Annotated in this window: 10 protein-coding genes; 7 read left to right on the top strand and 3 right to left on the bottom strand. The window is 69.6% G+C overall.

The window, feature by feature from the left end; all coding sequences use genetic code 11:
- Nucleotides 1-62: 62 nt before the first annotated feature.
- From G412_RS0109180 to G412_RS0109190, 3 genes are all read right to left on the bottom strand, one after another.
- A complete protein-coding gene (locus G412_RS0109180; protein ID WP_028811842.1) occupies nt 63-1,682 on the bottom strand; it encodes a peptide ABC transporter substrate-binding protein in 1,620 nt (539 codons plus the stop codon).
- Between the two features lie 464 nt (nt 1,683-2,146).
- Nucleotides 2,147-4,018 (bottom strand): translational GTPase TypA, encoded by a 1,872-nt coding sequence (gene typA, locus G412_RS0109185; protein WP_028811843.1) that lies wholly within the window; start codon nt 4,016-4,018, stop codon nt 2,147-2,149.
- A gap of 326 nt (nt 4,019-4,344) precedes the next feature.
- On the bottom strand, nt 4,345-6,687 hold the full coding sequence (locus G412_RS0109190; RefSeq protein WP_028811844.1) for an ABC transporter family substrate-binding protein: 2,343 nt from the start codon (nt 6,685-6,687) through the stop codon (nt 4,345-4,347).
- 303 nt (nt 6,688-6,990) lie between these two features.
- Between G412_RS0109190 and G412_RS0109195 the strand changes: the two genes are divergently transcribed.
- The 7 genes from G412_RS0109195 to G412_RS0109225 all read left to right on the top strand — a co-directional run bounded on the left by G412_RS0109195 (nt 6,991) and on the right by G412_RS0109225 (nt 14,783).
- Entirely contained in the window at nt 6,991-7,284 is a 294-nt protein-coding gene (locus tag G412_RS0109195) for a hypothetical protein (RefSeq protein ID WP_028811845.1), read from the top strand.
- Nucleotides 7,285-7,338: 54 nt separating this feature from the next.
- Complete coding sequence (locus tag G412_RS0109200) at nt 7,339-8,157, top strand: hypothetical protein (protein WP_028811846.1); 819 nt, start codon at nt 7,339-7,341, stop codon at nt 8,155-8,157.
- 22 nt (nt 8,158-8,179) lie between these two features.
- Nucleotides 8,180-10,135, top strand: coding sequence for a fumarate reductase/succinate dehydrogenase flavoprotein subunit (locus tag G412_RS0109205; RefSeq protein ID WP_028811847.1), 1,956 nt, complete (start codon nt 8,180-8,182; stop codon nt 10,133-10,135).
- Nucleotides 10,132-10,902 carry a succinate dehydrogenase/fumarate reductase iron-sulfur subunit gene (locus G412_RS0109210; protein WP_028811848.1) on the top strand — a complete coding sequence of 257 codons (771 nt, stop codon included), beginning with the start codon at nt 10,132-10,134 and terminating at the stop codon, nt 10,900-10,902. Before G412_RS0109205 ends, G412_RS0109210 begins: the two co-directional genes overlap by 4 nt.
- A gap of 85 nt (nt 10,903-10,987) precedes the next feature.
- Nucleotides 10,988-11,845, top strand: coding sequence for an arylamine N-acetyltransferase family protein (locus tag G412_RS0109215; protein ID WP_028811849.1), 858 nt, complete (start codon nt 10,988-10,990; stop codon nt 11,843-11,845).
- Between the two features lie 70 nt (nt 11,846-11,915).
- On the top strand, nt 11,916-14,009 hold the full coding sequence (locus tag G412_RS0109220; RefSeq protein ID WP_028811850.1) for a TPM domain-containing protein: 2,094 nt from the start codon (nt 11,916-11,918) through the stop codon (nt 14,007-14,009).
- A gap of 63 nt (nt 14,010-14,072) precedes the next feature.
- Nucleotides 14,073-14,783: a PspA/IM30 family protein gene (locus tag G412_RS0109225; protein ID WP_028811851.1), complete on the top strand. Its 711-nt coding sequence runs from the start codon at nt 14,073-14,075 to the stop codon at nt 14,781-14,783.
- The last annotated feature ends 19 nt before the right edge of the window (nt 14,784-14,802 follow it).

Below are 14,802 nucleotides of genomic sequence, written 5' to 3' on the forward strand. Positions count from 1 at the left end.
CCCCGTGCCTACCGCCGGTGCGGTGGCGGGTAATGGCCGAGTGGGGGTGGCCCGCGGGCTGCCTACTTCTTGACGGTGACGCCGGTGAGCTGGTAGTCACCGTGGAAGTCGACCTCCACGTTGTCGACAGCCTCCGAGTGACCACCGTTCGTGCGGTACTGCCACAGCGGGATGGCCGGCATCTTCTCCAGCACCATCTTCTCGGCGTCCTGGTAGAGCTTGATCGACTCTTCCAGGGTCTTGGCGTTGTCGCCCTTCTTGAACGCGGCGTCGATCTCCTTGTTGGAGAACTTGCCGTTGTTCGCCTCGGCGGTGGTGCCGTACAGCTCCCGCATGAAGTTGACGTTCAGCGGGTAGTCGGCGACCCAGCCACCGCGGTAGAAGGACTTGACCTGGTCGTTGTCACGAGCCTCCAGGTCGGTCTGGAAGTCCGGCTTCGCGTCCGGGAGGCACTCGACCCCGGTGGCGTTGCGGATGGACTCGCAGACCGCGGTCACCCACTCCTTGTGGCCACCGTCGGCGTTGTACTGGATCCAGATCTTGTTGCCCGGAACGCCGCCGCCCTCGGTGACGAGCTTCTTCGCCTTGGTGGGGTTGTACTTGAACACGTCGGTGTCGAGGACCTGGTTGCCCTGGACGCCCTTCGGCGTGAAGCTCGTGGCGGGCGTACGCGTCTTGTTGAGCACCGTGGTGGTGATCGTGTCGCGGTCGATGGCCATCGACAGACCCTGCAGGACCTTCGGGTCGATGTCCTTGAAGGTCTTGCTGTAGAAGGTCGGGACGAGCGACTGGATCGCCGCGTACTCCTGGTCGATCGCCCGGTCGCCGAGGTCCGCCTTGTACTTCGGCAGGTCCTTCGGGCCGATCTGGCGGATCATGTCCAGGTTGCCGGAGAGGAGGTCCTTGTACGCGGCCTCGACGGTCGCGTAGTTCTTGAAGAGGACACCCTTGTTCTGGGCCTTGTTCGGACCCTGGTAGTCCGGGTTGGCCTTGACCTGGATGAGCTTCTTGTGGTCCCACTTCTCGAAGATGTAGGGGCCGTTGCCGACGGGCTTCTGGCCGAACGCCTTCGGGTCGGCGTAGAACGACTTGGGCAGCGGGGCCCAGGTCGTGTAGCCGAGCTTGTACTGGAAGTACGGGACCGGCTTCGACAGCTCGATGGTGAACGTGGTGTCGTCCACGGCCTTCAGGCCGGACATCTTGTCGGCCTTCGGGTCACCCTTGGCCGGGTGGACGTCCTCGTAGCCCTTGATGTCCTCGAACCAGAACGCGTTCTGCTGCTTGTTCTTGGTGTTGGCGTACCAGTTCCAGGCGTTGATGTACGACTCGGAAGTGACGGCCTCGCCGTTGTGGAACTTCCAGCCCTTCTTGAGCTTGACCGTCCACGTCTTCGAGTCCTTGGTCTCGATCGACTCGGCGTTCGTGTAGACGATGCCGCCGTCGGCGTCGAAGTCGATGAGCTGAGTGAACAGCGACTGGATGACGTAGCTGCCGAGCGTCTCGTTCGTGTCGGCCGGAATCAGCGGCTTCTGCGGCTCGCCGACGTCGATCGATACGTAACCGGCGGGCTTGCCCTTCTCCTTGGCATCCGTGTCGCCGCTGTCCGAGCCACCGCACGCCGTTGCCGACAGAGCCACGACTATCGCACCTGCGACCCACTTGGCGCTCTTGGCACCGCGCATGGGTTCCTCCTCATGAGTCCACTGATCACTACAAGAGGGGTACGCAGACAGTCGCCGACACCCCTGACGGCGATGAGTCGCATGTACCCCGAGTGTGCTCGTGAGTCGGCACTCCCCACAGTGCGTGACCCATTGACCCGAGCTCAATGGAGCCAACTATTAAGTAACCCAGACCCGTAAACCACACTTAAAGGGTCTCGTTTTGACAACATCGACCGGGCGCACCTGCCCGAAATCCGGACAAAGCGAGCACAGACAGACACCCGCGAAACGGACTGTTAACGCAGCTTCCGGAGAGTGGTGACCGATATCCGGACGGACCCTGCCGTAAATGCGCTTGACGGGGGAGAGCGCAAGTGTCGCCCGCCTCAAAGGCCCTGACACACCGCAGGCCGGTTTCCGTCGCCCACGCGGGGGCGACGGAAACCGGCCTTCGGTCCGTACTGGCGCCGAGGCGCCGAGGGTCAGCGCTTGGCGCGCGAAGCCGTGCGGCCGCGCTCCTTCTGGTCCAGGACGACCTTGCGGATACGCACGGTCTCCGGGGTCACCTCGATGCACTCGTCGTCGCGGCAGAACTCCAGCGACTGCTCGAGCGACAGCTTGCGCGGCGGCACGACGTTCTCCGTGTTGTCCGCGGAAGCCGCACGCATGTTGGTGAGCTTCTTCTCCTTGGTGATGTTCACGTCCATGTCGTCGGAACGCGAGTTCTCACCAATGATCATGCCCTCGTAGACCTCGGTGCCGGCCTCGACGAAGATGACACCCCGCTCCTGGAGGTTGATCATCGCGAACGGGGTCACGGAGCCCGAACGGTCCGCCACCAGCGAGCCGTTGTTACGGGTGCGCAGCTCGCCGAACCACGGCTCGTGGCCCTCGAAGATGGAGTGCGCGATGCCCGTACCACGGGTCTGCGTCAGGAACTCCGTACGGAAGCCGATGAGGCCGCGGGACGGGACGATCCACTCCATGCGGATCCAGCCCGAGCCGTGGTTCGTCATCGTCTCCATGCGGCCCTTGCGGGTCGCCATGAGCTGCGTGATGGCGCCGAGGTGCTCCTCGGGGCAGTCGATCGTCATGCGCTCGATCGGCTCGTACTTCTTGCCGTCGACCATCTTCACGACGACCTCGGGCTTGCCGACGGTCAGCTCGAAGCCCTCGCGGCGCATCTGCTCGACCAGGATGGCCAGCGCGAGCTCACCACGGCCCTGGACCTCCCAGGCGTCGGGGCGCTCGGTGTCCAGGACGCGGAGCGAGACGTTACCGATGAGCTCCTTGTCCAGGCGGTCCTTCACCTGGCGGGCGGTGACCTTGTGGCCCTTGCCGCCCTTGCCGACCAGCGGCGAGGTGTTCGTACCGATGGTCATGGAGATCGCCGGCTCGTCGACCGTGATGAGCGGCAGCGCGATCGGGTTCTCGGGGTCGGCGAGGGTCTCACCGATCATGATGTCCGGGATACCGGCGATCGCGCAGATGTCGCCCGGGCCCGCCTTCTCGGCCGGCTTGCGGGTGAGCGCCTCGGTCATCATCAGCTCGGTGATGCGCACGTTGGACATCGTGCCGTCACGCTTGATCCAGGTGACTGTCTGGCCCTTGCGCAGCTCGCCCTGCTCGACGCGGCACAGCGCGATACGGCCGAGGAAGTTGTCGGCGTCGAGGTTGGTGACGTGGGCCTGGAGGGGCGCCTCTTCGTCGTACTCGGGGGCCGGGACGTGCGCCAGGATGGTGGAGAAGAACGGCTCCAGGTTCTCGCTGTCGGCGGGGACGGTGCCGTCCTCCGGCTTGGTCAGCGAGGCGACGCCGTCACGGGCGCAGGCGTAGACGATCGGGAACTCGATCTGCTCCTCGTCCGCGTCGAGGTCCAGGAACAGGTCGTACGTCTCGTTGACGACCTCGTCGATCCGGGAGTCCGGGCGGTCCGTCTTGTTGATGCACAGGATGACGGGCATCTTCGCCTGGAGCGCCTTGCGGAGCACGAAGCGCGTCTGCGGCAGCGGGCCCTCGGAGGCGTCGACCAGCAGGACGACCGCGTCGACCATCGACAGGCCGCGCTCGACCTCACCACCGAAGTCGGCGTGGCCGGGGGTGTCGATGATGTTGATCGTGATGACGTCGCCGCCATCCTTCGGGTGGTACTTGACGGCCGTGTTCTTGGCCAGGATCGTGATGCCCTTCTCACGCTCCAGGTCGTTCGAGTCCATCATGCGGTCGTCGAGGCTCTCGGCGGCGTGCGCGGCGAAGGCGCCCGCCTGCTTGAGCATGGCGTCGACCAGGGTGGTCTTGCCGTGGTCGACGTGGGCGACGATGGCTACGTTACGGATGTCGTGGCGCGTGGGCATGGGTGAGTTGCGCTTCTCTCGATCGTGGGATCGGGCGTCGTATTCGGTTCGTTTCCTCATACGCCCGCCGGGCGGTCGCGCCACGGCTACCCCCCATGGTACGGGGAGTGAGCCGCGCGAGCTTCCGGGGCGATCGGTACCGGCCCCGCACAAGGGCTCCGGGGGTCACGGGGAGCTGTGGCGGGGGACGAGATTTCGGCCGTGCGCGTGGGGGGTGGGGTGCGGAGCTGTGCCGGGTCAAGGGGCATACAGCACCTTGCCCGCCGGGGCACCGGCGGGCAAGGGACTTGAGCCAATCCTGAGGGTTCTGAAGCGCTCCTGACCTGCTAGTTCTTCCCTTGCGCGGTTTCGTCCTTCTTGAAGCCGATGTCCTGATAACGGGGGGTGGCGAAGCCGAAGGCGCCGACGTTGGCGAGGCCGGGCTTGACCGCCACCAGCTCGGGACGCTGGAAGAGCGGGATGGACCCGGCCGCCGCCCAGATCCGGGCGTCGGCCCGTTTCACCAGGTCGCGGGCGGCTGCCTCGTCCAGCTCCGCCATGGCCTGGTCGAAGAGCTGGTCGATGTGGTCGGTGCCGACGCGCGTGTAGTTCTGCTCGACCACCAGCGTGCCGTCGGCGGCCGGCTCCGGCTTGGCGAAGATCGGGCGGGCGTCGGTGGCCGGGTAGGCGGTGGCGGGCCAGGAGTAGAGGGCCAGGTCGTAGTCGCCGGAGGCGATGTGGTCCTTGAAGTAGCTGTCGTCGGAGACCTTGACCATCTCCGTACGTACGCCGACGCGCTCCAGCATCCCTGAGATCTTTTCGCCGACGGTACGCAGTGACTCCGAGCCGGGGCCCGACGGGAGCACGAAACGCAAGGTCAGGGGCTTGCCGTTCTTGCCGAGCGGTCCTCGGGCGGCGCCGGCCGCGGCGGGAGCGGCGGTCCCGAGCGGGGCGTACGCGCCGGCGACGCCGCCCTTCTTCTTGCCGTCGGCGCTGTCCTTGGCCCGCGCGCTGCCGGCGCTGTCCTTCGCGCCGATGCTGTCCTTTGCCCCGATGAAACGTGCCTGCATGCGCAGTGCCTGGCCCTGGAGGGCCGCGGCGGGCGCCGGGGCGAGGACGTACGTACCGGATTCCGTGCCGTAGGAGCCGCCGGGCTTGGAGTCGCCGGGCTTGGAGTCGCTCTCGTCTCCGACGATGTACATGCCGTCGTCGGCTTCGCGTTCCGTACTCTTCTCCTTCTTTTCCGCTGTGCTGCCCGCCTTCGCGCCCTCCGGCTTCTGCCCCGCCGCGGCCCCGCCCGGCTTCCAGCCCGCGTCCGCCAGCAGTGCCTGGGCGGCCTCGGTGTCCTGGTCGCCCAGCGCGCCGCTGCTGTCGGCGTACGCCTCCTGGCCCGCCAGCGCGAGGTGGCTGCCGAGGGGGTGCGCGGGCAGGCCGAGCGGCTTCAGTACGGCCTCGGCGAGCGCGCGGCGGTCGATGGCGCGGGCCACCGCGCGGCGTACCCGGTCGTCGGTGAGCGGGCCGGACGTGCCGTTGAGCGCGAGCTGCGTGTAGGCGGGTTCGAGGGACTTGCGGATGACGAAGCCGCGCAGTGCGGCCTGCTCGTCGGCGTACTTCTTGATCGCCTCGCGGGACTTCCTGCGGGCCTCCAGTTCCACGGCGGCCTCTTCCTCGGCCGACCCGTGGGCGATGGCCCAGGATCTGAGCGCGGAGGCGGGTGTGACGGCGGCGCCGGGGCCGTGGTTCATTGGCTGGCCCTTGGCTCCCGCGTCCCTGGCGGCCAGGGCGAGGCGGTCCGCGGTGCGGCGGCCGATGTCGGCGATGTCGAGTTCACCGGCGGCGAGCGCCGCGGTGCGCTTGTCGCGGGTCACGGTGCGGAAGACGAGCGTGTCGAGCTTCGAGGGCTGCCCCCACCAGCGGGGATTGCGTTCGAGGGTGGCCTCGCCGCTCGCGCGGTCCAGTTCCTTGAGCGTGAAGGGTCCTGCCGTCGGCTTGAGGCCGGCGCGGGCGCCGTCGTTGAAGGAGTTGGGCTTGCCCATCACGTCCTTCGGGTAGAGCGGTGTGAAGAGCGAGCGCCAGTCCGCGTACGGCTTGGCGAAGGTGACCCGGACCTCCAGGTCGTCGGCGCCGCGCTCGATCCTCTCGATGCGCTCGTAGCCGGCGTTGCGGGCGGTCCAGTACGCCGTGTCCCTGCCGTTGAGCGCACGCCACTGGGCCACGAAGTCCGGCGCGCCGATCTCGCGGCCGTCGCTCCACACCGCCTGCTGGTTCATCTTGTAGAGCACGACCTGCTTGGGCTCGCGCTCGACGATCTCGGCGGACTCCAGGTAGTCGGGGTTGCGCTGCGGGCGGCCGCGCTGGTCGAGGGTGAAGAGCGACGGGAGTACGGCGCCCGCGATGCGCGTGGTGGAGGCGTCGGCGTCGGCCTGGAAGGCGTTGAGGGTGGCGGGCGTGGTGTCGACGGCCCAGCGGACCGCGCCGCCGTCGGCGACCTGGTCGCGCCCGGCGGGGGCGATGTCCTGGGGGACGACCACCCCCTGCGCCTCGTCGTCGCCCGAGCCGCAGCCCGCCAGGGCGGGCAGCCCGAGCATCCCGGCGGTGACGAGCGCGAGGCAGCGGGCGGCTCGCGCTCGCTTGGGCCTGCGGCGGTTTGCCGGGGCTGCCTCCCCGCGTGGGACGCCGACGTGGGACATGGCTGGTACCTCCAGGGCCGGCCCGGCCCATCCCCTGTCGGAATGAGCCCGGTTTTTCACATTTGGCGGCATATGATGGTGATCACATCAACTCCGCTCAACTGAAATGGACCCCGCGCGTGAGCCGTCGGCGACACGGCGGCGAACCACTCGAACCCCACCCGTGCGGCCCAACAGAAGGGGGCGCACGGGGGGCCGCGCGCCGAGAATCGCTGCACATCCCTTCACAAGAGGGGATGTGACGCGCGACACTCGCAGGCGCATGAGCGTTACCACGCGCCACCGTGGAAATGAGGGCACTACATGTCCCTGCAAAACGACCTGGCAGCGGTTCAGCGCTGCCTCGACACTCTGGTCCAGTCGGTGGAACGGCTGGAGCAGCAGGTCGGCGGCGGCAGCCTGGAGATCAGGCGTGTACGCACCGACGCGGGCCATCTGCGCGAGAGCCTGGCCCTGCTGAGCGAGGCCGCTCCCACTCTGCGCCGGCCCGAGGCGCGTCCCGACCTGGTGTCCATCCCGGACGACCCGTACAACAGCGCGCTGTGGACCGACTCGGACGACGAGGGCCTCGGCGCACGCGACCGGCACGCGCCCTAGCGGTACGCCCCCGGCCCGCCCTGTCCCGACTGCCCGCTCCATACGGAGTCCTCGTTGGCCACTGGCACAGAACCCCAGCCCCGCACGGGCGTCCATGACGCCTCACGCGCCGCGATCACCGCCCGGCATCTGCGCACGGACCGCTGGTGGCTGGCGCCCGCGGCGACCGCTGCCGGGCTGCTCGCCTTCGTCGTCTACTCGACCTGGCGGGCCTTCGCGAACGCCGACTACTACGCGGCGCCCTACGTCTCGCCGTTCTACTCGCCCTGCCTGGCGGAGAACTGCGTACCGATGAAGGACGGCCCCAACTGGGCGATCTTCGGTAGCTGGTGGGGCCTGTCCCCCGCCCTGCTCATCCTGATCTTTCCGCTCGGCTTCCGGCTGACCTGCTACTACTACCGCAAGGCCTATTACCGGGGCTTCTGGGCCTCGCCGCCGGCCTGCGCGGTCGCCGAGCCGCACAAGACGTACAGCGGCGAGACCCGCTTCCCGCTGATCCTGCAGAACATCCACCGGTACTTCTTCTACGCCGCCGTCCCCGTCGCCGGGATCCTCACGTACGACACCGTGCTCGCCTTCCGCGACGAGACGTACGCGTGGGGCCACATGGGCCTGGGCACCCTCGTCTTCCTGGTCAACATCGTGCTGATCTGGGCGTACACGTTCTCCTGCCACTCCTGCCGGCACATCGTCGGCGGCAAGCTCAAACACTTCTCCAGGCACCCGGTGCGCTACCGGCTGTGGGGCTGGGTCGGCAAGCTCAACGCCCGCCACATGCAGCTCGCCTGGGCCTCGCTGCTCAGCGTCGCCCTCGCCGACTTCTACGTCTACCTGGTGGCGTCCGGCGCTTTCGACGACCCAAGGCTGTTCTAGACGACTGATTGAAGGGTGTTTGATGACGCAGCTCGAACGGCAGGGGTGGGACGTCGTCGTGGTCGGCGCGGGCGGCGCCGGACTGCGCGCCGCCATCGAGGCGCGGGAGCAGGGTGCCCGTACCGCGGTCATCTGCAAGTCGCTCTTCGGCAAGGCGCACACGGTCATGGCGGAAGGCGGCATCGCCGCGTCCATGGGCAACGTGAACTCCGGCGACAACTGGCAGGTGCACTTCCGCGACACCATGCGCGGCGGCAAGTTCCTCAACCAGTGGCGGATGGCGGAGCTGCACGCGCGCGAGGCACCCGACCGGGTGTGGGAGCTGGAGACGTGGGGGGCGCTGTTCGACCGTACGCCGGACGGGAAGATCTCGCAGCGCAACTTCGGCGGGCACGAGTACCCGCGCCTCGCACATGTCGGTGACCGGACCGGCCTGGAGCTGATCCGCACGCTCCAGCAGAAGATCGTCTCGCTCCAGCAGGAGGACTTCCGCGAGTTCGGCGACTACGAGGCCCGGCTCAAGGTCTTCCAGGAGTGCACGGTCACGCGGGTGTTGAAGGACGAGCGGGAGCGGGTCGCGGGGACCTTCTGTTACGAGCGCGAGTCCGGCCGGTTCTTCGTCCTTGAGGCGCCGGCTGTCGTGCTGGCCACGGGCGGCATCGGCAAGTCCTTCAAGGTGACGTCGAACTCGTGGGAGTACACGGGCGACGGCCACGCGCTGGCCCTGCTCGCGGGCGCCCCGCTGCTCAACATGGAGTTCGTGCAGTTCCATCCGACGGGCATGGTCTGGCCGCCTTCCGTCAAGGGCATCCTCGTCACCGAGTCGGTGCGCGGCGACGGCGGCGTACTGCGCAACTCCGACGGCAAGCGGTTCATGTTCGACTACATCCCCGACGTCTTCAAGGAGAAGTACGCGCAGTCGGAGGAGGAGGGCGACCGCTGGTACGAGGACCCGGACAACAACCGGCGTCCCCCCGAGCTGCTCCCCCGCGACGAGGTCGCGCGCGCCATCAACTCCGAGGTGAAGGCGGGCCGCGGCTCCCCGCACGGCGGCGTCTTCCTCGACGTGTCGACGCGCATGCCGGCCGAGACGATCCGGCGCAGGCTGCCGTCGATGTATCACCAGTTCAAAGAGCTGGCGGACGTCGACATCACCGCCGAGGCGATGGAGGTCGGCCCGACCTGCCACTACGTGATGGGCGGCGTCGCCGTCGACTCCGACACCGCCGCCACCCGCGGCGTCCCCGGACTGTACGCCGCGGGCGAGGTGGCCGGCGGCATGCACGGCTCCAACCGGCTCGGCGGCAACTCGCTCTCCGACCTGCTGGTCTTCGGGCGCAGGGCCGGGCTGCACGCCGCGCGGTACGCGATCGGGTTCGGGGAAGGGGCCGCGCGTCCGCGACCGGACGCCGGCCAGGTGGACGCGGCGGCGGCCGAGGCACTGCGCCCCTTCAGCGCGGAGGGACCCGAGCCGGGAGAGGCGGACGGGCGCCCGCCGGAGAACCCGTACACCCTCCACCAGGAGCTCCAGCAGACGATGAACGACCTGGTCGGCATCATCAGGCGCGAGCCGGAGATGGAGCAGGCCCTGGAGAAACTGGCCGACCTGCGGGTACGGGCGCACCGGGCCGGGGTCGAGGGTCACCGGCAGTTCAATCCGGGCTGGCACCTCGCGCTGGACCTGCGGAACATGCTGCTGGTCAGCGAGTGCGTCGCACGGGCGGCGCTGGAGCGTACCGAGAGCCGTGGCGGTCACACCCGCGAGGACTGCCCGGCGATGGAGCCGGAGTGGCGCCGGGTCAATCTGCTCTGCCGGCTGGCGGATGTGTCGGGCGGTCTGGCGCCGTCCGACGAGCCGCGGCGGGGGCAGATCTCGCTCGCACGGGAGACCACCGAGCCCATCCGCCCCGACCTGCTCGGCCTCTTCGAGAAGGAAGAGCTGGTCAAGTACCTCGCCGAAGAGGAGCTCCACTCATGAGCAGCTACACGGCGGCCTTCAGGGTCTGGCGCGGTGACGCCGACGGCGGGGAGCTGGAGGACTTCAAGGTCGAGGTGAACGAGGGCGAGGTCGTCCTCGACATCATCCACCGCCTCCAGGCCACCCAGGCTTCGGATCTCGCGGTGCGCTGGAACTGCAAGGCGGGCAAGTGCGGTTCGTGCAGTGCGGAGATCAACGGGCGGCCGCGGCTGCTGTGCATGACGCGGATGTCCATCTTCTCGCGCGAGGAAACGATCACCGTCACGCCGCTGCGGGCGTTTCCCGTCGTACGCGACCTGGTGACGGACGTGTCGTTCAACTACGCGAAGGCGCGGGAGGTGCCCGCCTTCGTACCGCCTCCGGGGGTCGCGGCGGGTGATTACCGGATGCAGCAGATCGACGTGGAGCGCCCGCAGGAGTTCCGCAAGTGCATCGAGTGCTTCCTGTGCCAGGACACCTGCCATGTGGTGCGCGACCACGAGGAGAACAAGGCGTCCTTCGCGGGGCCGAGGTTCCTGATGCGGATCGCCGAGCTGGACATGCATCCGCTGGACGCGGCCGCCGGGGTCGGAGTCGACCGCAAGAAGACCGCGCAGGACGAGCACGGGCTCGGCTACTGCAACATCACCAAGTGCTGCACGGAGGTCTGCCCGGAGAACATCAAGATCACGGACAACGCCCTGATCCCCTTGAAGGAGCGGGCGGTCGACCGTAAGTACGACCCGCTGGTCTGGCTGGGCGACAAGATCTTCCGGCGCACGGAATAGAGCCGGAGCGTGCCGCGCTTCACCTGTGGCCCGAGCGCCGGGCGTCGGCGCGAAGCTACGGACGAGACGACGGGGTACGTACGCGATGTGGAACGGTGACGCACTCGATCTGGACGCCTACCTGGCACACCTGGGGTACGAGGGAGACCGCTCCCCCACCCTGGAGACGCTGCGCGAGCTGCACCGCGCGCATGTGCTGAGCGTGCGCTGGGAGAACCTGGACGCGGTCCTGCGCGGAGACGTCCCGCTCGGCCTCGCCACGCTCCAGAGCAAGATGATCGGCAACGCGCGCGGCGGCTACTGCTTCGAGCACGTCTCCCTGTACGCCGCTGCCCTGGAGCGGCTCGGGTTCACGTTCTTCGCGGTGCTGGGCCGGATCCGGATGGGCTCCCCGAAGCTGCTGCCCACCACGCACGCCATGCTGATCGTGGACATCGACGGGCGGCGGTGGCTGAGCGACACCGGCTTCGGGGCGAGCCCGCTGGAGCCGATCGAGATGAGGGCGGACGGGACCGGGACGGCGACGGCGGACGGCGTGTGGGCGTACCGGCTGCGGCGCGGGGAGGTCACGCCGGGTGCGGAGGGGTGGACGCTCTACCAGCCGGCGCGCGAGGGGGAGAGCGACGACACCGGTGACGGGTGGATGGCGCGGCACACCTTCACGCTCGACCCGCAGTACCCGGTCGACTTCCGGATGGCGAACCACTTCATCGCCACCAGCTCACACTCGCCCTTCAGCTACCGCCCCTTCATCCAGCGGGTGCACCCGGACCGCCTCCACCTCCTGGACAACCGCACGCTGACCACGGTCCGGCCGGGCGCGGACGGGGGGCCGGAGGTGCGGGTGCTGGAGGCGGAGGAGGTGCCGAAGGTCCTGTCGGACGTGTTCGGGATCGACCTGACCCCGAAGGACGCGGCCCTCCTCCTGACCAAGCTGGCCTGACCCCCGAGGGCTCCGCCCCGCCCCGGCCGTCCGGTCGCGGGTCGCACAGCGTGGACATAACCTCGCAAACGTGACGCGATCCGCTGCCGCCCGGCTACTCCTCAGCACACTGCTGGCCGCGTGGTGCCTCGCCCTGCCCGCCGACCGGGGCGCCCGCGCCGACGACCCCATCAGCCTCTCCCGCGACGGCCAGATCACCGACAGAGTGGGCGCGCTCGGCGACCGTACGAACGACGTCGAAGCCGCGCTGGACCGGCTCTACGACACCCGCCGCGTCCAGCTCTTCGTCGCGTACGTCCGTGACTTCTCCGGGAGATCCGCGCAGAGCTGGGCCGACGACACCGCCGAGCTCAGCGGGCTCGGCCGCGACGACGTGCTGCTCGCCGTCGCCACCCACGACCGGCAGTACGCCTACTCCGCCGACCAGGACTCGCGCCTCAGCGACGCGGAACTCGACGACGTCGCCAGGACCGCGATCGAGCCGGCCCTGCGGCAGAACGACTGGGCGGGCGCGGCGATCGGCGCCGCGAACGGCTACGCCGCCGTGCTCGCCGGAAGGTCCGTCCCGGTGCCCGACATCACGCCGGGCGTCGCGGACCCCGGCGGCGGCCCGGACGACGGCGCGAGCGGCGCCGGCGACCTGGTGCTCCCCGTGGTCGTGGTCGGCGCGGCCGGTGCGCTGGCGGCGTACTCGTACACCCGGCGCAGACGGCGGTCAGTCACCCGCACCACCCCTGGACAGCACGCCCGGGCGGCCCAGGAGCCGCAGATTCCGCTGCCGGAACTCGACGCGCGGGCCACCCGCGAACTCGTCGAGGCGGACGACGCGATCCGCACCAGCGAGGAGGAACTGGGCTTCGCCTCCGCCGAGTTCGGCGAGGAGGCGGCCCGCCCCTTCGGCGAGGCGCTCGCGTACGCCAAGAAGGAACTGGCCGTCGCCTTCCGGCTGCGCCAGCAGCTCGACGACGCCTACCCGGAGGACGACGCCACCCGGCGCCGCATGCTCGACGAGATCATCGACCGCTGCACCGGGGCCGGCCGCCGGCTCGACGCCGAGTCGGAGTCCTTCGACCAGTTGCGGGCCCTGGAGCAGAACGCCCCGCAGGCGCTCGCCACCGCCGAAGCGGCCTTTCGCGATCTCGCCGGGCGCGCGGGCACGGCCGAGGCGATGCTGACGGCCATGCGACGGCGGTACGCGGACTCGGCTGCGGCGCCCGTCGGCGGCCACGCCGAGCAGGCCAAGGACCGGCTCGCCTTCGCGACCACCAGCCTCACCGAGGCCCGGCAGGCCGTGGACGCGGGCGACACGGGCAGGGCGGCGGTGTTCGTACGGGCGGCCGAGGGCGCCGTCGGCCAGGCGGCCACGCTCATCGACGCCATCGACCGCCGCGCACGCGAACTGGCCGAAGCGGCGGGCAAGCTCCCCGGCGCGCTGACGGAGACGCAGACCGATCTGGCCGACGCGCGCGGCCTCCTGGAGGGCGGGGGCGCGACGGCTGACCTGTCGGGACGTATCGCCCGCGCCGAAGCCGTCGTGGCCGGCGTACAGGGCGAGAAGGAGTCGGGGCGCTACGACCCGATCGACGCCCTGCGCCGCGTCGAGGAGGCCGACGCGGCACTGGAGGAGGCGCTGGCGGGGGCGCGCGAGCGGGAGACGGCGGGGCGCCGGGCGCGCATGCTGCTCGACCAGGCCACGCTCACCGCCCGCTCCGCGACCGACGCGGCCGCCGACTACATCACGACGCACCGGGGCGCGGTCGGCAGCCGGGCCCGCACCCGCCTCGCGGAGGCCCAGCGCCACCTCGAACGGTCGGCCGCCGCCGCTGCCTCCGACGACGCGCGGAGCGCGCTCGCCGAGGCCCAGCGGGCGGACGCCATGGCCCGGCAGGCGCAGAGCCTGGCCGAAGACGACGTACGCGGGTACGGCGACCAGTTCGGCGGAGGCTTCGGAGGCGGCAGCGGCGGCTTCGCAGGCGCAGGAGGCGCAGGAGGTCTGAACGGCGCGGTGCTCGGCGGCATCCTCCTCGGCGGCCTCCTCGGCGGCGGCCGGGGCGGTGGCCCCAGCGGCGGTGGCTTCGCCGGCGGAGGGGGCTTCGGCCGGAGTCCCGGCAGCTTCGGCGGCGGCGGCACGCGGGGGCGCAGAGGTGGCGGCGGCCGGTTCTGACCGCACGCACCGACAGGCCCGGACACCCAACGACAGATATTTAGGGACGTCAAGGAGACGCGCATGACGAAGCAGACCGTCCTCGGCCGCGTGACCCAGCTCGCGCGGGCCAACATCAACGCGCTCCTCGACCAGGCCGAGGATCCGCAGAAGATGCTGGACCAGCTGATCCGCGACTACACCCACAACATCACGGAAGCCGAGGAGGCCGTCGCCACCACCATCGGCAACCTGCGGCTCCTGGAGCTCGACCACAAGGAGGACGTGGACGCGGCCAGGGAGTGGGGCGTCAAGGCGCTCGCCGCCAGCAGGAAGGCCGACGAGCTGCGCGCCGCCGGGCCGGCGGCGGAGGCGGACCGGTTCGACAACCTGGCGAAAGTCGCGCTCCAGCGCCAGCTCCGGTCCGAGAAGGAGGCGAAGGCCGCAGAGCCGGTCATCGCGACGCAGACGGAGGTCGTCGACAAGCTCAAAGCCGGCCTGGTCCAGATGAAGACCAAGCTCACCGAACTGACCTCCAGGCGCGACGAACTCGTCGCCCGCGCCAAGTCCGCTCAGGCACAGAACCAGATGCTGGACGCCGTCAAGAACATCGACGTCCTGGACCCGACGAGCGAGCTGAGCCGCTTCGAGGACAAGGTTCGCCGCGAGGAGGCAAGGGCCATGGGCAAGCAGGAGCTGGCCGCCTCGTCCCTGGACACCCAGTTCGAGCAGTTGGACAACCTGGGCGACGACGCGGAGATCGAGGCCAGGCTGGCCGCCATGAAAACCCGGTGACCGGTGTACCGGCGTACCG

The organism is Streptomyces flavidovirens DSM 40150, assembly GCF_000429085.1.
Classification (GTDB): Bacteria; Actinomycetota; Actinomycetes; order Streptomycetales; family Streptomycetaceae; genus Streptomyces; species Streptomyces flavidovirens.